The organism is Micrococcus sp. iso_239 (assembly GCF_056173395.1).
Genome location: NZ_CM149672.1, coordinates 1,475,125 through 1,492,485, shown reverse-complemented (window position 1 = coordinate 1,492,485; position 17,361 = coordinate 1,475,125). Strand labels below are relative to the sequence as shown.

The 17,361-nt window shown below is 72.6% G+C and carries 14 protein-coding genes and 1 pseudogene; 11 read left to right on the top strand and 4 right to left on the bottom strand.

From position 1 onward, the window contains the following. Positions 1-70: 70 nt before the first annotated feature. Positions 71-433 (top strand): annotated as a pseudogene (locus AC0VX2_RS06840) (transposase); the annotation flags it as partial. 12 nt (positions 434-445) lie between these two features. Here the strand turns inward: AC0VX2_RS06840 and AC0VX2_RS06835 are convergent. After that, positions 446-1,596 (bottom strand): IS3 family transposase gene (locus tag AC0VX2_RS06835; protein WP_206400145.1). Its coding sequence is split into 2 segments (ribosomal slippage): positions 446-1,326 and positions 1,326-1,596, totalling 1,152 coding nucleotides; the frame shifts between segments, so codons are not numbered across the junction. Positions 1,597-1,883: 287 nt separating this feature from the next. Beyond that, on the bottom strand, positions 1,884-2,405 hold the full coding sequence (locus AC0VX2_RS06830) for an adenine phosphoribosyltransferase (protein ID WP_043278777.1): 522 nt from the start codon (positions 2,403-2,405) through the stop codon (positions 1,884-1,886). Positions 2,406-2,538: 133 nt separating this feature from the next. On the opposite strand from AC0VX2_RS06830, the gene AC0VX2_RS06825 reads away from it, so the two are divergent. From AC0VX2_RS06825 to AC0VX2_RS06790, 8 genes are all read left to right on the top strand, one after another. Then, positions 2,539-4,041 carry a peptide MFS transporter gene (locus AC0VX2_RS06825; RefSeq protein WP_475432444.1) on the top strand — a complete coding sequence of 501 codons (1,503 nt, stop codon included), beginning with the start codon at positions 2,539-2,541 and terminating at the stop codon, positions 4,039-4,041. A gap of 85 nt (positions 4,042-4,126) precedes the next feature. Then, positions 4,127-4,513, top strand: a complete 387-nt coding sequence (gcvH, locus tag AC0VX2_RS06820) for a glycine cleavage system protein GcvH (protein ID WP_002854607.1) — start codon at positions 4,127-4,129, stop codon at positions 4,511-4,513. A 101-nt stretch (positions 4,514-4,614) separates the two neighbouring features. After that, positions 4,615-5,040, top strand: a complete 426-nt coding sequence (locus AC0VX2_RS06815; RefSeq protein WP_002854606.1) for an FHA domain-containing protein — start codon at positions 4,615-4,617, stop codon at positions 5,038-5,040. 12 nt (positions 5,041-5,052) lie between these two features. Continuing rightward, positions 5,053-5,796, top strand: coding sequence for a transcriptional regulator FtsR (gene ftsR / locus AC0VX2_RS06810; protein ID WP_136939949.1), 744 nt, complete (start codon positions 5,053-5,055; stop codon positions 5,794-5,796). Further along, positions 5,789-6,304, top strand: coding sequence for a bifunctional nuclease family protein (locus tag AC0VX2_RS06805; protein ID WP_136939950.1), 516 nt, complete (start codon positions 5,789-5,791; stop codon positions 6,302-6,304). The genes ftsR and AC0VX2_RS06805 overlap by 8 nt, the downstream gene beginning before the upstream one ends. 211 nt (positions 6,305-6,515) lie before the next feature. Beyond that, entirely contained in the window at positions 6,516-7,079 is a 564-nt protein-coding gene (locus tag AC0VX2_RS06800; protein WP_136939951.1) for a MerR family transcriptional regulator, read from the top strand. Positions 7,080-7,237: 158 nt separating this feature from the next. Next, positions 7,238-10,756 (top strand): pyruvate carboxylase, encoded by a 3,519-nt coding sequence (locus tag AC0VX2_RS06795; protein WP_136939952.1) that lies wholly within the window; start codon positions 7,238-7,240, stop codon positions 10,754-10,756. An 82-nt stretch (positions 10,757-10,838) separates the two neighbouring features. Continuing rightward, positions 10,839-12,302 carry a mycothione reductase gene (locus tag AC0VX2_RS06790; protein WP_355634381.1) on the top strand — a complete coding sequence of 488 codons (1,464 nt, stop codon included), beginning with the start codon at positions 10,839-10,841 and terminating at the stop codon, positions 12,300-12,302. A 63-nt stretch (positions 12,303-12,365) separates the two neighbouring features. Here the strand turns inward: AC0VX2_RS06790 and AC0VX2_RS06785 are convergent, their stop codons facing one another. Together AC0VX2_RS06785 and AC0VX2_RS06780 are read right to left on the bottom strand one after the other, a co-directional pair. After that, positions 12,366-14,201: an AMP-dependent synthetase/ligase gene (locus AC0VX2_RS06785; RefSeq protein WP_129866927.1), complete on the bottom strand. Its 1,836-nt coding sequence runs from the start codon at positions 14,199-14,201 to the stop codon at positions 12,366-12,368. Between the two features lie 114 nt (positions 14,202-14,315). Beyond that, entirely contained in the window at positions 14,316-15,086 is a 771-nt protein-coding gene (locus tag AC0VX2_RS06780) for an alpha/beta hydrolase (protein ID WP_060974301.1), read from the bottom strand. A 68-nt stretch (positions 15,087-15,154) separates the two neighbouring features. Between AC0VX2_RS06780 and AC0VX2_RS06775 the strand changes: the two genes are divergently transcribed. Then, positions 15,155-15,862 (top strand): lysophospholipid acyltransferase family protein, encoded by a 708-nt coding sequence (locus tag AC0VX2_RS06775; RefSeq protein WP_098092486.1) that lies wholly within the window; start codon positions 15,155-15,157, stop codon positions 15,860-15,862. 71 nt (positions 15,863-15,933) lie between these two features. Beyond that, positions 15,934-17,346, top strand: a complete 1,413-nt coding sequence (locus AC0VX2_RS06770; RefSeq protein WP_036316682.1) for a class II 3-deoxy-7-phosphoheptulonate synthase — start codon at positions 15,934-15,936, stop codon at positions 17,344-17,346. Positions 17,347-17,361 lie beyond the last annotated feature (15 nt).

Below are 17,361 nucleotides of genomic sequence, written 5' to 3'. Positions count from 1 at the left end.
TCGGTTGGTGGTGTCATAGCGTCGTAGCAACACTCCCGGTCGGTGGGGGCTCGAGGCGAGGAGGCCTGGGATGGTGCGGCGGCGACTCACGTTCACGGAGCGGATGGAGATCTCGACGGGATCGAAGGCCGGGTGGGGAGTCCGGAAGATCGCGTCTCACCTGGGTAGATGCCCTTCGGTGGTCTCCAGAGAGCTTCGACCGAACTCGACGAAGACGCGCGGCTATCAAGCCGTGACCGCGGACGTGAAAGCGCAACGCCAGCGCTCTCGCCCACAGGTCCGGAAAGTGGCAAAGGACCCGGTACTCGAGGCCCGCGTCAACGCCGACCTCGCAGCGTCATGGATGCCGAACGAGATCGCGGGTCGCTTGCGTCTGGAGGCCGCAGACCCGACCGTTGAACGCATGGCGAACTCTCCCGACGCTCAGGGCCGTGAGCCGCCCCCTTCATTCGGTCCGGACGTTCTGTGAGTCGTCGGTTTCCATTTGATGGGTGCACTGCCGAGCGTACTCGGCTGGGGTTAGGTAGCCGAGCGAGGAGTGCCGGCGGTGGTGGTTGTACTCGTCCTTCCAGTCGCCGATGATGACCTGTGCGTGCAGCAGCGAGTAGAAGCTGTTGATGTTGAGGCACTCGTCGCGGATCCGGCTGTTGAACGACTCGACGTACCCGTTGCGCCACGGCGAGCCCGGAGGGATGTAGGACAGGCCGGTGCGGGTGCCGGCCCAGTCGGCCATCGCCTCGCTGATGAACTCCGGCCCGTTGTCCGACCTGAGCACCGCCGGGGCGCCCCGGGCGGCGACGAGGTCCTCGAGGTGGGCGGTGAGTCGGTCGGCGGTAATCGAGCGCTCCACGAGCCCGCCGATGCACTCCCGGGTGTGTTCGTCGACGATCGAGCAGATCTTGATCGGTCGTCCGTGCTCGTCGGCGTCGAACTGGAAGTCCACCGCCCACACCACGTTCGGCGCGTCCGCCGTCGGCGCGTCGACGGTCGAGGACCCGACGCGCTTGCGTCGACGCCGCTGCGGGACCCGGAGCCCTTCGTCACGCCACAGGCGTTGGATCTTCTTGTGGTTCACCACCCACCCCTCGGCGCGGGCGTCGTGATACGCCCGCCGATACCCGTAGCGGGGATGGTCCTTCGCCCAGGCGCGCAGCCACTTCCTGAGCGCCCGATCCGGGTCCGCGACCGTGTCGCCCTTGAGCGGTCGCCGGTACGCGGAGCGGCTCAGCCCGACCAGACGGCACGCCATCCGTTCGCTCACCCGCAACTTGCGCTTGAGGTGATCGACGGCGGCGCGGCGCCTGTCCGGGCTTAGAAGTTTCCCTCAGCCAGCTCCTTGAGCGCGGCCTTCTCCAGCTCCGCTTCCGCGAGCAGACGCTTCAGGGTCGCGTTCTGCTTCTCCAGCTCCTTCAGGCGCTTTGCGTCGTCGGCCTTGAGGCCGCCGTACTGGTTCCGCCACCGGTAGTACGTCTGCTCGGACACCCCGAGCTCCCGGCACACCGCCGCGACGTCCTGACCATCGGCGAGCATCCTGTCGGCCTGCCCGAGCTTACGGACGACCTGCTCGGGGGTGTGACGCTTCCTGCTGTTCGTCATGATCTGACCAGTCTCCCTGCCCGCGACCGCGGGCAACAGGACGACTCTCATAACGACTGGACCTACGAAACGGGGTCAGCCCAGGCGGTCGCCCGGGCTCCGCGTCGACTCGCGTGCCGTGGCCAGGAGCTCGGCCAGTTCCGCGGTTCTCCGCGCTTGTTGGCAGTAGTTTCGCAGCAGCCCGACCACATTCACGAGGCCGGAGTCCTGCAGCGCAGGGCTCCGGCTTCGTCGTACCCGGGGCCGGGCCACCTTTGCCGCCACTCCCCGTCGGTCGGGCGGGCGGTTCAGGCTGCGAACAGCACGTGCGTGTCCGGCACGACGGCCCGGCCGCCGAGGGCCCTGAGTTCCAGCAGGCAGGCCGCGCCCACCACCTCCGCACCCCGTGCCTCGATGAGCCGTCGGCCGGCGGCGAGGGTGCCGCCCGTGGCGAGGACGTCGTCGAGCAGGAGCACCCGTGACCCGGCCCGCAGGTCCTCGGAGACCTCGATGCTCGCGGTCCCGTACTCCAGCGTGTAGTCCGCGCGGGCTGCGGGCGCCGGGAGGCGCCCGGCCTTGCGCAGCGGCACGAGGCCGGTGCCTGTCAGGACGGCGGCCGCCCCGGCGAGCAGGAACCCGCGGGCCTCGAGGCCGGCCACGAGGTCGAACCGCCCCTCGAACGGCGCCACCAGGGCCTCAACACACTCCCTCAGGGCGCGGGCGTCGGCGAGCAGGGGCGTGATGTCCTGGAAGGCCACGCCCGGGCTGGGATGGTCGGGGACCACACGGATGAGCGAGCGGGCACGGGCGATCTCGGAGGTGACGGACACGGCCTCCACTCTAGGACGTACGCCGCCCGGGCCGCGGATGTGATCGGCGTCATCGGGCGGGGAGTTTGCTCTGGCTCCCTCAGGGGAGGACAGTAGATCGGTGGAAAATCCCCAGAATCCTCTCGCGGGCCGCGTGCCCGACGTCGAGCCGTCCGCCCGCGTGGCGGCGTCGACGGCCACCCGTCCCGACGACGCCACCCCCGACTGGCGCGGCCGCCCGTTCCTCGGCCAGCCCGGCCCGCTGGCGAACCTGTTCTCCGTGGAGCTGTGGGAGCGCTTCTCCTTCTACGGCATGCAGGCGATGCTCGTGTACTACATGTCCTGGACCGCCGCGGAGGGCGGCCTCGGGATCGACCCGGCCGTGGCCACGGGCATCGTCGGCGCCTACGGCGGCATGGTGTACGTGTTCTGCATCCTCGGCGGCTGGGTCGCCGACCGCCTGCTCGGTTCCGAGCGCACCATGTTCGTCAGCGCCGTCGGGATCATGTTGGGCCACATCGCGCTGGCCCTCGTCCCGGGCGTCCCGGGCCTGACCCTGGGCCTCGTGCTCGTCGCCGTCGGTTCGGGCGGCCTCAAGGCCAACGCCACGAACCTCGTCGGCTCCCTGTACTCCCGCGAGGACCCCAAGCGCGATGCCGGCTTCTCCATCTTCTACATGGGCGTGAACATCGGCGCCCTCTTCGGCCCGCTGCTCACCGGCCTGGCGCGCGACACGATGGGCTTCCACGTGGGCTTCGGCCTCGCCGCCGCCGGCATGGCCATCGGCCTGACGCAGTACGCCCTGACCCGCAAGAACCTGCCCACGGACGTGCACCGGGTCCCGGATCCGCTGCCGCGGTCGCAGTACGGCCGCTGGGGCCTGATCGGCCTGGGGATGGTCGCCGTCGTCGTGGCCCTGTTCCTCACGGACGTCATCACCCTGGACAACCTCTCCGACGCCGTCGTCGTGCTCGCCGCCGTCGCGGCCATCGCGATCTTCGCGGTCCTGCTGACCTCGACGAAGGTCTCGGAGGAGGAGCGCTCGCGCGTGAAGGCGTTCATCCCGCTGTTCATCGGCACGTCCGTGTTCTTCGCCCTCTTCCAGCAGCAGTTCACCGTGATCGCGCTGTACTCCGAGCACCGCCTCGACCGGAACCTGTTCGGCTGGCTCATGCCCATGGAGTGGGTCAACTCCATCAACCCGATCTTCATCATCGTGTTCGCCCCGGTGTTCGCCGCGCTGTGGACCAAGCTGGGCACCCGCCAGCCCGCCACCCCGGTGAAGTTCGGCATCGGCATCGTCCTGATCGGCATCGCCTTCCTGCTGTTCATCCCGGTGGCCGACATCGCCGCCGTGCCGCTGCTGTGGCTGACGCTGATCCTCTTCGTCTGCACCATGGGCGAGCTGCTCGTCTCCCCGGTGGGCCTCTCCCTGGCCACCAAGGTCGCCCCGCGCAGCTTCCCGGTGATGATGGTGTCGCTGTACAACCTGTCCGTCGCCCTGGGCACGGCCCTGGCCGGCTCCCTGGCCGGCTCCTACTCGGAGCAGAACGAGGTGGGCTACTTCGGCACGATCGGTGCGGTCACCCTCGGCGTGGGCCTGATCGTGCTGGCCATCGCCAAGCCGGTGCGTCGCGGCATGCGCGGCGTGCTCTGAGCACGCCAGTGGCGCGAATCACGCGCCGCTCGGTAGTCTGCGAGACGACGTCATCCCTCCCGACCACACAAAGGACGCGCACTCCATGAGCTCCATCCCCGAAGGCCTGAAGTACTCCGCCGAGCACGAGTGGATCGCCGAGGCCGGTGCCGCCGGCACGGTCCGCGTGGGCATCACCGACTTCGCCCAGGATGCGCTGGGTGACGTCGTGTACGTGGACCTGCCGGAGGTCGGCACCGAGGTCACCGCGGGCACCGCGGTGGGCGAGGTCGAGTCCACGAAGTCCGTCTCGGACATCTACGCCCCGGTCTCCGGCACCGTGGCCGCCGTCAACGACGAGCTCGACGGCGAGCCCGGCCTGGTCAACTCCGCCCCCTACGAGGGCGGCTGGCTGTTCGAGATCACCCTCGCGGACGAGGCCCAGCTCGAGGGCCTCATGGACGCCGAGGGCTACGCCTCGCACACCAGCTGAGCCCCGTCCGCCGTCGCCCCGCCGCCGGCCGGCGGGGCGACGGCGTCCCCTTCGTCTCTCCCTCCGGCGCCGCGGCGCCGGCCCCCGCACAGGAGCACCCCATGAACCAGCCCGGACGTGAACCGGACCTGTCCACATCCGCCATCAACCTCACCGAGCTGGCGCCGCTGGTCTCGGCGGACCTCACCCGTGAGGAGTCGGACGCGATCCGCGCCCTCCCGGCCGGTTCCGCGCTGCTGCTCGCCCACGAGGGCCCGGACCAGTCGGCCCGCTTCCTGCTGGACGAGGACGTGGTCTCCGTGGGGCGCCACCCGGACGCGGACATCTTCCTCGACGACGTCACCGTCTCCCGTCGTCACGCGGAGTTCCGGGCCGAGGACGGCGGCCACCGGCTCGTGGACCTGAACTCCCTCAACGGCACCTTCGTGAACCACGACCGCGTGGACGAGATCCTGCTGCGCTCCGGGATGCACGTGCAGATCGGCAAGTACCGGCTCACGTACTACGCCGGGCCGGCGCGGGGCTGAGCCGTCATCCTCGTGACCGATCCGCGCCCGCGCCCCGACGCCGTCCCCACCGCCCGCCCTGCGGGCCGGCTGGGCATCGGCGAGGTCGTAGCCTCCCTCGAAGTCGAATTCCCCGGCGTCACCGCGTCCAAGGTGCGCTTCCTGGAGGAGCGTGGCCTCGTGCTGCCCGAGCGGACCAGCGCCGGCTACCGGCGCTTCCGGCCCGAGGACGTGGACCGGCTCCGGTTCGTCCTCGCCCTGCAGCGCGACCACTTCCTGCCGCTCAAGGTGATCGCCGAACACCTGGCCGCGCTGGACCGCGGTGAACGCCCCACCGGCCTGCCCGGAACCGCGGCGGCCCCGGCGTCCTCGGACGCGGAGCGGCTCGGCCGCGAGGTCGCCGGGGGCCGCCGGTCGTGGACCCGTGCCGAGCTCGCCGCCGAATCCGGGGCGGGCGAGGAGCTGCTGGCCGAGCTGGATCAGTACTCGCTCCTGCCCGTCGATCCCGACGGCGGCTACCCGAGCCACGCGATGGACGTGGCCCGGGCCGCCGTCGTGCTCGCGGGCCACGGCCTGGAGCCCCGGCACCTGCGCCCGCTGCGGGCCGCCGCCGACCGCGAACTGGGCCTGGTGGAGCGTGCCGTCGCCCCGCTGCAGGCCCGCCGCGACGCCGGCACCCGCCCCCGCGTGGCCCGCTCGGCACGGGAGATCGCGCAGGCCAGCCTGCGGCTGCACGCGGCCCTCGTGGCCGAGGGGCTGGAGCAGTGGGATGACTGAGCCGCGCCCCGTGCCCGCCGACGACGTCGGCGACGTGCCGCTCTCCGTGCTCGGCGTGCGCGTCGAGCTGCCCGAGCAGCACCACGTGATCCTGCTGGTGGATCCGCCTGGCCGCACGATGGTCCCGCTGTGGGTGGGCGCGCCCGAGGCCGCCGCCGCCGCGCTCGCGCTCGAGGGCGTCCGCGCGCCCCGGCCCCTCACCCATGAGCTGCTCCTGGCCGCCGTCGACGCCCTGGGTGCCGAGGTCGTGCGGGTGCGGCTCACCGAGGTCCGGGGCGAGGTCGTGCACGCCGAGCTCGTGCTCTCCACGGGCGCCCGGGTCGACGCCCGCGCGTCGGACGCCGTCGTGGTCGCCCTGCGCGCCGACGCCCCCGTGCTCGGCAGCCCCGCCGTGCTCGCGGACGCCGGCATGCCGGCGCGGACGGGGGAGGAGGACGCCGGCCAGGAGCGCGCCGTCGAGGACTTCCGCGACTTCCTGGACACGGTGCGCCCCGAGGACTTCGCCTGAGCGGAGCCGGGGCGACACGGCGCGGCCTCGCCGCCAGCTTCGTTGACCGCCCCCGGACCCGCGCGTACCTTCGAGGGAAAGAGGGCCCCGCCACCCGGGGCGCCTCCGTCGTCCTCCCCACGGTCACCGGGGAGCGCCGCCACGGTCACCGGCGGCACATGACGGTCGCGTCCCCTTCCCGCACCGGGGGCCCCGCACCAGGAGGTTCCCCGTGACACCCACTGCAGGTCCTGGCCGGCCCCCCGCGCTCGGCACCCAGGGCACGCTCTTCGACGAGGGCGCGACCCGGGGCGACGACGTCGGCTTCCGCGGTCCCACCGCGTGCAAGGCCGCCGGCATCACCTATCGCCAGCTCGACTACTGGGCCCGCACGGACCTCGTGGCCCCCACGGTCCGCAGCGCCTCCGGCTCCGGCTCCCAGCGGCTCTACTCGTTCCGCGACATCCTCGTCCTCAAGGTGGTCAAGCGCCTCCTGGACACCGGCGTCTCGCTCCAGCAGATCCGCACCGCCGTGGGCCACCTGCGCGAGCGGGGGGTCGAGGACCTGGCGCAGATCACCCTGATGAGCGACGGCGCCTCGGTGTACGAGTGCACCTCGGCGGACGAGGTCGTGGACCTCGTCCAGGGCGGCCAGGGCGTCTTCGGGATCGCCGTCGGCCGCGTGTGGCGCGAGGTCGAGGGCAGCCTCGCCGAGCTGCCCCGCGAGAGCGTGGTCGGCGCCCCCGAGCCGGGGGACGAGCTGGCCGGGCGGCGTCGGGCCCGCCGCTCCGCCTGACCCTCCTCCGCGGGGCGCCCGCGGCCGACGCCGGCCCCGGCACGAGGCCGGGCCGGCGTCGGCGCCCCACAGCGCCGAACCAGTCATCTTTCGTCTCGCAGCGGTGACTGTGTGCGACATGAGGCGGAACTCCGGCGCGGTGTGACACACTCCCAACCATGACCGCACCTGTCGAGAACTTCACCCCTCCAGAGGACGCGGCCGGGTCGACCGGAGCCGGCGCCGTCTTCTCCAAGGTCTTGGTGGCCAACCGCGGCGAGATCGCCGTCCGCGCCTTCCGCGCCTGCTACGAGCTGGGCGCCCGCACCGTCGCCGTCTTCCCCTACGAGGACCGCAATTCGATCCACCGCCAGAAGGCGGACGAGGCCTACCGCATCGGCGACGAGGGCCACCCCGTGCGCGCCTACCTCGACGTGGACGAGATCATCCGCGTGGCGAAGGACGCCGGGGCCGACGCGATCTACCCGGGCTACGGCTTCCTGTCGGAGAACGCCGGCCTGGCCCGCGCCGCGGCCGAGAACGGGATCACCTTCGTCGGCCCGCCCGCCGACGTCCTCGAGCTGACCGGCAACAAGGTCGAGGCCCTGCGCGCGGCCAAGCGCGCGGGCATCCCCACCCTGGCCTCCTCGGACCCGAGCGCCGACGTCGAGTGGCTCCTGGAGCAGGCCGAGGAGATCGGCTTCCCCATCTTCGTCAAGGCCGTCGCCGGCGGCGGCGGCCGCGGCATGCGCCGCGTCGAGCGCCGCGAGGACCTGCGCGGCTCCCTCGAGGCCGCGATGCGCGAGGCGGACACCGCCTTCGGCGACCCCACCGTGTTCCTCGAGCAGGCCGTCCTGCGGCCGCGGCACATCGAGGTGCAGATCCTCGCCGACGGCGAGGGCAACGTCGTGCACCTCTTCGAGCGGGACTGCTCGCTCCAGCGCCGTCACCAGAAGGTCATCGAGATGGCCCCGGCCCCGAACCTGGACGAGGAGATCCGGCAGGCCCTGCACCGGGACGCCGTCGCCTTCGCCAAGGAGATGGGGTACGTCAACGCGGGCACCGTCGAGTTCCTCGTGGACACGGCGGGCGAGCGTGCGGGCCAGCACGTGTTCATCGAGATGAACCCCCGCATCCAGGTGGAGCACACCGTGACCGAGGAGGTCACGGACGTGGACCTGGTGGGCGCGCAGCTGCGCATCGCCGCCGGCGCCACCCTGCCCGAGCTGGGCATCACCCAGGACGCCCTCCAGGTGCGCGGCTTCGCCATCCAGTGCCGCATCACCACCGAGGACCCGGCCAACGGCTTCCGCCCGGACACCGGCACCATCACCGCCTACCGCTCGGCCGGCGGCTCCGGTGTGCGCCTCGACGGCGGCACCATCTACGCCGGTGCGGAGATCAGCCCCCACTTCGACTCCATGCTGGTCAAGCTCACCTGCCGCGGACGCGACTACGCCACGGCCGTGCGCCGCGTGCGCCGCGCCCTGGCCGAGTTCCGCGTGCGCGGCGTGGCCACCAACATCCCGTTCCTGATGAACGTGATGGACGACCCGCAGTTCGTCAGCGGCGACGTCGCCACGGACTTCATCGACAAGCACCCCGAGCTGGCCACGGTGAACCGCTCCCAGGACCGCGGCTCCAAGGCCCTGCAGTACCTCGTGGACGTCACGGTCAACCAGCCGCACGGCCCGCGCATCGAGGGCATCGACCCCCGCGACCGCCTCCCGGAGCACCCGGGTGACAAGCACCAGGAGCCGGACCGCTCGCCCTTCGACGGCCCGAGCCGGAACGAGGACGCGGCGCCCCCGCACGGCTGGCGTCAGGTGCTGCTGGAGCAGGGCCCCGAGGGCTTCGCCCGCACCCTGCGCGAGCAGACCGCGCTGGCCGTCACGGACACCACGTTCCGCGACGCCCACCAGTCCCTGCTGGCCACCCGCGTCCGCACGCGCGACCTGCTGGCCGCCGCGCCCGCCGTCGCGCACACCCTGCCGGGGCTGCTCTCGGTGGAGGCCTGGGGCGGGGCGACGTACGACGTCGCGCTGCGCTTCCTCCACGAGGACCCGTGGCAGCGCCTCGAGCTGCTGCGCGCGGAGCTGCCGAACATCCCGATCCAGATGCTGCTGCGCGGCCGCAACACGGTGGGCTACACGCCGTACCCCACTAAGGTGACGGACGCGTTCGTGGCCGAGGCCGCGGCGTCCGGCGTCGACGTGTTCCGCATCTTCGACGCCCTCAACGACGTCGAGCAGATCACCCCGGCCATCGAGGCGGTGCGTGCCACGGGCACCGCCGTGGCCGAGGCGGCCCTGTGCTACACGGGCAACATGACGGACCCGAAGGAGACGCTCTACACGCTCGACTACTACCTGGGCCTCGCCCGCCGGATGGTCGACGCCGGCGCCCACGTCCTGGCGATCAAGGACATGGCGGGCCTGCTGCGGCCCGCCGCCGCGCGCGAGCTCGTCACCGCCCTGCGCGCCGAGTTCGACCTGCCCGTGCACCTGCACACGCACGACACCGCCGGCGGCCAGCTGGCCACCCTGCTCGCGGCGGCGGAGGCCGGCGTGGACGCCGTCGACGCGGCCACCGCGTCCATGGCGGGCACCACCAGCCAGGTGCCGCTGTCCGCCCTGGTCGCGGCGCTCGAGCACACCGAGCGGGACACCGGTCTCGGCCTCGAGGCCGCCACCGCGATGGAGCCCTACTGGGAGTCCGTCCGCTCGGCGTACGCGCCCTTCGAGGCGGGGCTGCCCGCCCCGACCGGCCGCGTGTACCACCACGAGATCCCGGGCGGCCAGCTGTCCAACCTGCGCACGCAGGCGATCGCCCTCGGCCTGGGGGAGCGGTTCGAGGCCATCGAGTCGATGTACGCCGCGGCCGACGACCTGCTCGGCCACCTCGTCAAGGTCACCCCGTCCTCCAAGGTGGTGGGCGATCTGGCACTGCAGCTGGTCGGCTCCGGTGTGGACCCGAAGGAGTTCGCGGAGCGTCCGCAGGAGTTCGACATCCCGGACTCCGTGATCGGCTTCCTGCGCGGCGAGCTCGGCGACCCGCCCGGCGGCTGGCCGGAGCCCTTCCGGACCAAGGCCCTCCAGGGTCGCCGCGAGGGCGCGGGCATGGTGGAGATCTCCGCGGAGGACTCGACCGCCCTCGCCGAGGCCGGACAGACCCGCCGCGCGGTGCTGAACCGCCTGCTCTTCCCCGGCCCCACGAAGGAGTTCGAGGCGCACCGCGAGGAGTTCGGGGACACCGTCACCCTGCACACCCGCGACTTCCTCTACGGCCTCGTCCCCGGGCGTGAGCACGTCATCTCGCTCGGACGCGGTGTCCGGCTGCTCGCCACCCTCATGTCCGTCTCCGAGCCGGACGAGAAGGGCATGCGCACGGTGATGGTCACCCTGAACGGCCAGCTGCGCCAGATGACCGTCCGGGACCGCTCGATCGAGTCCACCGTGCGGACCGCGGAGAAGGCGGACCCCGGCACCCCCGGCCACGTCGCCGCCCCGTTCGCGGGCTCGGTCACCGTCCAGGTGGCCGAGGGCGACGCCGTCGAGGTCGGCCAGGCGGTGGCCACGATCGAGGCGATGAAGATGGAGGCCACGATCACGGCCCAGGCCGCGGGCACCGTGCGCCGCGTGGTCACGGAGGGCGTCACGCCCGTCAACGGCGGAGACCTGCTGCTCGTGATCGAGTGAGCCCCGCGTGAGCCCGCCGCCGGCGGGCCGCCCCACGGGCCCGGACGCCACCGCGTCCGGGCCCGTGCCTATCCTGGGAGGCATGGCCACCTCTGCGGAACACCACGACCTGCTCATCATCGGCTCCGGATCGGGGAACTCCCTGATCAGCGAACACTGGAAGGGCCGGAGCGTCGTGATCGCCGACTCCGGCACGTTCGGCGGCACCTGCCTGAACGTCGGCTGCATCCCCACCAAGATGTACGCTTACCCGGCCGGCCTGGCCGCGCTGCCCCCCGAGGCTCGGAGCCTCGGGGTGGGGCTGGAGTTCACGGGCGCCGACTTCCCGGCCATCCGGGACCGCATCTTCACGCGCATCGACGGCATCAGCCGCGACGGGCTCCGCTACCGCCGGGACGATCTGGACTACACGAGCGTGATCCAGGAGGAGGTCCGCTTCGTCGGTCCCCGCCGCGTGCGCACCGCCTCGGGCCGGGAGATCACGGCGGACCAGGTGGTGGTCGCCGCGGGGTCGCGGCCCACCCTCCCGGCGATCCCGGGCCTGGACCTGCCGTCGGTGCACACCTCGGACACCGTGATGCGGATGGATCGGCTGCCGCGGCGGCTGCTCGTGGTGGGCGGCGGGTTCATCGCCTGCGAGTTCGCCTCCGTCTTCGCCGGGCTGGGGACCGAGGTCGTCCAGGTCAACCGCGGCCACCGGCTGCTCAAGCAGCACGACATGTCCGTGTCCACGACGTTCACGAAGATCGCGGCCCGGCGGTGGGACCTGCGCACGGGGTGGACCCCGGCCGGGATCGAACCGGTCGAGGACGCCGAGCGGGCCGCGGACGGCTGGGTCCGGGCGCACCTGGATCGCGCGGAGGGCCAGGAGCAGACCGGCATCGTGGAGGAGGCCATCGAGGCGGACGCGGTGCTGATCGCGGTCGGCCGGACGCCCAACACGGACCGCCTCGACCCCGCCGCCGCGGGACTGGACGTCACCGACGGCGGCGTCCTGGCCAGCGACGAGCATCAGCGCGCACTCTCCGACGGTGCTCCGGTGGAGGGGGTCTACGTGCTCGGGGATGTCGCCAACACGTGGCAGCTCAAGCACGTGGCCAACCACGAGGCCCGCGTCGTCGCGCACAACCTGGAGCATCCGGACGACCTTCGCGCCAACACGCTCGGCCCCGTGCCGGCGGCCGTGTTCACCCATCCGCAGGCGGCCTCCGTCGGGCTCACGGTGGAGCAGGCGCTCGCCGACTACGGCGCGGACGCGATCACGGTGAAGACCCAGTCCTTCGGGGACGTCGCCTACGGCTGGGCCATGGAGGACACCGAGGGCGTGTGCACCGTCGTCGCGGAGAAGGCCACGGGACGGATCCTGGGCGGGCACATCCTGGGGCACGAGGCCGCGAACCTCATCCAGCCGCTCGTGACCGGCATGGCGTTTGGCATCGACGCCCACCGGCTCGCGCGGGGCCAGTACTGGCCCCACCCGGCCCTCACCGAGGTCGTCGAGAACGCGCTGCTGGGCCTGGACGTGCCGGACTCCGGTCTGCTCTGACCGGACCCGCGGGGACGACGACGCCCGGCCGCGGGGGCCGGGCGCCGTCGTCGAAGGGGGCGTTCAGTTCTGCGGGGCGGGCTCCCCGTAGATGTCCGCGATCTGCGCGACGAAGTCCTTCATGATCGCCGACCGGCGCATTTTCAGGGACGGGGTCACATGGCCCTCCTCCAGGGAGAAGTCGCGGTCGAGGATGCGGAACTCCCGGATCCCCTCGGCGCGCGAGACCAGGCTGTTGGCCTTGTCCACGGCCTCCTGGATGTGGCGGCGCACCGCGTCCTCGCGTGCGGCCGCAGCGACGTCGAGGTCCTTCGGCAGCCCGTTCGCGGCGAGCCACGCGGGCAGGGTGTCGGTGTCGAGGGTGACGATCGCCGCGATGAAGGGCTTGCCGTCGCCGACCACCATCACCTGGGAGACGAGCGCGTCGCTGCGGATCGCGTCCTCAAGCATCGCCGGTGCCACGTTCTTGCCGCCGGCCGTCACCAGCAGCTCCTTCTTGCGGCCGGTGATCGTGAGGAAGCCGTCGTCGTCCAGGGCCCCGAGGTCGCCGGTGCGGAACCAGCCGTCCTCGAAGGCCTCCTCGTTCGCCTCCGGCCGGTTGTGGTAGCCGCGCATCAGCGAGGTGCCGCGCGTGAGGATCTCGCCGTCCTCGGCGATCCGCACCTGGTTGCCGCCGAGGGGGTGTCCGACCGTGCCGATCTTCAGCCGGTCCGGCCGGCCCACGGTGATGGGGGCCGTCGTCTCGGTGAGGCCGTAGCCCTCGAGGATGGTCACGCCCACGCCGCGGAAGAAGTGCGCCAGGTCGGTGGAGAGGGGGCCGCCGCCGGAGACCGCGTACGCGAGCCGGCCGCCCATGGCCGTCCGGATCCGGCGGTAGATCAGCGCGGAGTAGAACGCGCGCTGCAGCCGCAGGGGCGCCGTCATCTGGCCCGAGTCCAGCGCCCGGGACCAGCGGATCGCCACGTCCGCGCCACGGCGGAAGATCTTCTCCTTGCCGCCGCTCTGCGCGTTGAGCAGCGCCGCGTTGTAGATCTTCTCGAACACGCGCGGCACGGCCAGCACGAAGCTCGGCTGGAAGGTCTGCAGCGAGACCGAGAGCCGCTTGATGTCCGAGACGTGCCCGCAGCGTGCGCCCGCGGCGACGGTGAGCACCGAGACGAAGCGCGCGAACACGTGCGCCAGGGGGATGAACAGCACGGTGGAGGTGTCCTGGCGGACGACGTCGCCGAGCGAGGAGGACAGGGTCTGGTTGACGAGCTCCGCGAAGTTCTCGTGCGTGAGCTCGCAGCCCTTGGGCCGGCCCGTGGTGCCGGAGGTGTAGATGATGGTCGCCAGGTCGGCCAGGCCGGCGGAGGACCGGCGCGTCTCGAGCTCCTCATCGGTGACGTCCGTGCCCAGGGCGACGAGCGCCTCGAGACCGGAGCCGGGGGCGCCGTCGGCCGGGTCCATCGTCCACAGGCCGATCAGCTCCGGCAGGCCCTCGCGCTGCACCGCGTCCCGCACCGTCTTGGCGAGGTTCTCGTTCCCGGTCACGACGGCGCGCACGTGCGAGTCCTCGATGATCCAGGACACCTGGCTGACGGAGGAGGTCTCGTACACGGGCACGGTGACCGCGCCGGCATACCAGATGGCGAAGTCGACCAGTGTCCACTCCAGGCGGGTGGAGGCCAGGAGCCCGACCGTCTCCCCGGGCTGGATCCCGGCGGCGATCAGCCCCTTGGCCAGGGCCCGCACGCGCTCGCGGGCGTCCCGGGCGGAGACGTCCGTCCACTGGTCCTGCGCGTCGGGCACCGCGAAGAGGCCGTGGTCGGGACGCTCCGTGGCCTGGCGTTCCAGGAAGTCCGTGATGTTCGCCTCCGGGGACAGGCGGGGGTGGTACGGCTCGCTGATCTCGTGCATGGGACTCCTCGGGCGTTGGGTCGGTCCCGCCGACCGGTGGTCGGCGGAACGGAAGTATGTGTGAGTCGTGTCACGCACACTCTACAACCGGCAGCGGCAGGGTCCGGGCGCGACTCAGTGCGTCGTCATGGCGGCGACCGCGCTCCGGCCGTGGTCGATCAGCAGCGGCAGGTCGTGGTCGAGCGTGGCGACGTGGCGGCTGCGGGGCAGTCCCACCACCTCCACGGGGGCCTGGCGCAGGCCCCGCACCAGGGTCCGGTGGCTCGAGGCGGGCACGACGGCGTCGCGGGCGGACCGGTAGACCGTCACGGGAGCGGTGATCCGCGGCAGGGCGCGGCGGGCGGCCCGCTGGATGCGGCCGACGGCGGCGACGCCGGCCACCGGCGTGCGGGGGTAGGCGCGCTCGCGTGCCGTCGGGTCCGCGATGTCGTCCGCGATCGGGGCGACCGTGGGGACGAACGGGGCCAGCAACGGGGCGAAGGGGGCGAGGGGGCTGGCGAAGCGCAGCGCGGGGTTCACCACGAGCACGCCGGCCACGGGTCGGTGGGCCGCGGCGTCGAGCGCGAGGGCGCCGCCCATCGAGATGCCCGCCATGACCACGCGGCCGTGTCGGGCGAGCTCGAGGTCCACGACGGCCCGGACGGCGGCGCGGATCTCGTCCGCACCCGTGGCGGCCAGGTCCTCCCACCGCGTGCCGTGCCCCGGCAGCAGGGGCACGCTCACGGGGGAGCCGCCTGCCGCGAGCCCCTCGGCCCAGGCGCGGACGGAGGCCGGAGTCGAGGTGAACCCGTGCAGGAGCACGACGCAGTGGTCGCGCCGGGCGGGAGCGGCGGGCATGAGGCGCAGGGGCAGGTCTTCGGGGGCGACGGCGACGGGGCGGGGCATGCTCCCAGGGTAAGGCAGGCGGACCGTACGATGGGCAGGCACCCGACCGCCCCGACCGGAAGGCCCTCGTGTCCACGTTCTACTGGTCCGCCAAGACGTTCGCCGTGGCTCCGGCCACCCGCCTGCTGTTCCGCCCCTGGGTGAAGGGCCTCGCGAACGTGCCGGCCGAGGGCCCGGCGATCCTGGCCAGCAACCACCTGTCCGTCTCGGATTCGGTGTTCATGCCGGCCATGCTCGACCGCCAGGTGCACTTCCTGGCCAAGCACGAGTACTTCACCGGCCCGGGCGTGAAGGGGTGGGTCACCCGCCGGTTCTTCGAGGCCGCGAACCAGCTGCCCATGGACCGCTCCGGCGGAGAGGCGTCCCTGCGCTCGCTGGACGCGGGCCTCGCGGCGCTGCGGGAGGGCCGGCTGCTCGGGATCTACCCGGAGGGCACCCGCAGCCCGGACGGGCGGCTGCATCGCGGCAAGATCGGCGTGGCCAAGCTCGCGCTGGCCTCGGGCGTGCCCGTGGTGCCCATCGCGATGATCGGCACGGACCGGGTCCAGCCGATCGGCCACGTGCTGCCGCGGATCCGGCGCCTGGGCATGATCTTCGGCGAGCCGCTGGACTTCTCCGGCCGTGCCGCGGCAGCCGACGACCGCCGGGTGCTGCGGGAGGTGACGGACGAGATCATGGAGGCCATCCGGCGCCTGTCGGGCCAGGAATACGTGGACACCTACGCGGCGGACGTGAAGGCGGGCCGGGTGGCCGCTCCGCCGCGCGCCGGCGACTGAGCGGGGCCCGCGCGTCGTCATCCGGGGACGCCCAGACCGGGGCGCGGCACGCGGCCCCTAGCCTGGTGTGCATGACTGAAGACCCCCGCGAGAAGATCCTGGCCTTCGGCACCGCCATCTCGGAGGGCGCCGCCGACATCCCCGGCCTGGACCACTGGCGCTCGCTGCCGATCGCACAGGCGCCGTCCTGGGCGGACGAGGCCGACCACCGCGCCGCCGTCGCCGAGCTGAGCGCCCTGCCCCCGCTCGTCTTCGCGGGCGAGGTCGACCTGCTGCGCGCCCGTCTGGCCGACGTCGCCCAGGGCCGCGCGTTCCTCCTGCAGGGCGGCGACTGCGCCGAGACGTTCGCCGGGTCCACCGCCAACCGGATCAGCGCCCGGGTGAAGACCATCCTGCAGATGGCCGCAGTGCTGACCTACGGCGCCTCCATGCCGGTCGTGAAGATGGGCCGGATCGCCGGCCAGTTCGCCAAGCCGCGGTCCTCGGACACGGAGACCCGCGACGGCGTCACGCTGCCCAGCTTCCGCGGCGAGATCGTGAACGGCTACGAGTTCACCGAGCAGGCCCGCCGGCACGACGCCCGGCGGATGGTGCAGGCGTACCACACCTCCGCCTCCACCCTGAATCTGGTCCGCGCCTTCACCCAGGGCGGCTTCGCCGATCTGCGCAGCGTGCACCAGTGGAACCAGGGCTTCATGGCCAACCCGGCCTACGCCCAGTACGAGGAGATGGCCGCCGAGATCGACCGCGCGGTCCGCTTCATGAACGCCGCGGGCGTGGACTTCGAGGCCATGCGCCGCACCGAGTTCTACTCGGCCCACGAGGCGCTCCTGCTCGACTACGAGCGCGCCCTGACCCGCGTGGACTCGCGCAGCGGCGACCCCTACGCCACGAGCGCCCACTTCCTGTGGATCGGCGAGCGCACCCGCCAGGTGGACGGCGCCCACGTCGACTTCCTCTCCCGGGTCCGCAACCCGATCGGCGTGAAGCTCGGCCCGACCACCACGGTCGCGGACGCGCTCGAGCTCGCCGAGCGGCTGGACCCGGAGCGCGAGCCGGGCCGCCTGACCTTCATCACCCGCATGGGCGCGGAGCGGATCCGGGACGTGCTCCCCGGCATCGTCGAGGGCGTCCGGGACGCGGGGCTGGAGCCGGTGTGGGTCACCGACCCCATGCACGGCAACACCGTGACCGCGGCCAACGGCTACAAGACCCGCCGGTTCGAGGACGTGATGGACGAGGTCAGCGGCTTCTTCGAGGTGCACCGCGAGCTCGGCACGCACCCGGGCGGCATGCACGTCGAGCTGACCGGCGACGACGTCGCCGAGTGCCTGGGCGGCTCCGACCCGATCAACGAGGCCGACTTCGACGCCCGCTACGAGACGCTGTGCGACCCGCGGCTGAACCACCAGCAGTCCCTGGAGATGGCGTTCAAGGTCACCGAGGCCCTCTCCCACCCCGAGCGCCGCGCGCCGCGGGCCTGACCGCGCGGCCGGGCA

Excerpts from the sequence above, each read along its gene's own strand:
- gcvH (WP_002854607.1), top strand. The coding sequence starts at position 4,127 with ATGAGCTCCATCCCCGAAGGCCTGAAGTACTCCGCCGAGCACGAGTGG.
- AC0VX2_RS06780 (WP_060974301.1), bottom strand. The coding sequence starts at position 15,086 with ATGCCCCGCCCCGTCGCCGTCGCCCCCGAAGACCTGCCCCTGCGCCTC.
- AC0VX2_RS06790 (WP_355634381.1), top strand. The coding sequence starts at position 10,839 with ATGGCCACCTCTGCGGAACACCACGACCTGCTCATCATCGGCTCCGGA.
- AC0VX2_RS06815 (WP_002854606.1), top strand. The coding sequence starts at position 4,615 with ATGAACCAGCCCGGACGTGAACCGGACCTGTCCACATCCGCCATCAAC.
- AC0VX2_RS06805 (WP_136939950.1), top strand. The coding sequence starts at position 5,789 with ATGACTGAGCCGCGCCCCGTGCCCGCCGACGACGTCGGCGACGTGCCG.
- AC0VX2_RS06795 (WP_136939952.1), top strand. The coding sequence starts at position 7,238 with ATGACCGCACCTGTCGAGAACTTCACCCCTCCAGAGGACGCGGCCGGG.
- AC0VX2_RS06770 (WP_036316682.1), top strand. The coding sequence starts at position 15,934 with ATGACTGAAGACCCCCGCGAGAAGATCCTGGCCTTCGGCACCGCCATC.
- AC0VX2_RS06785 (WP_129866927.1), bottom strand. The coding sequence starts at position 14,201 with ATGCACGAGATCAGCGAGCCGTACCACCCCCGCCTGTCCCCGGAGGCG.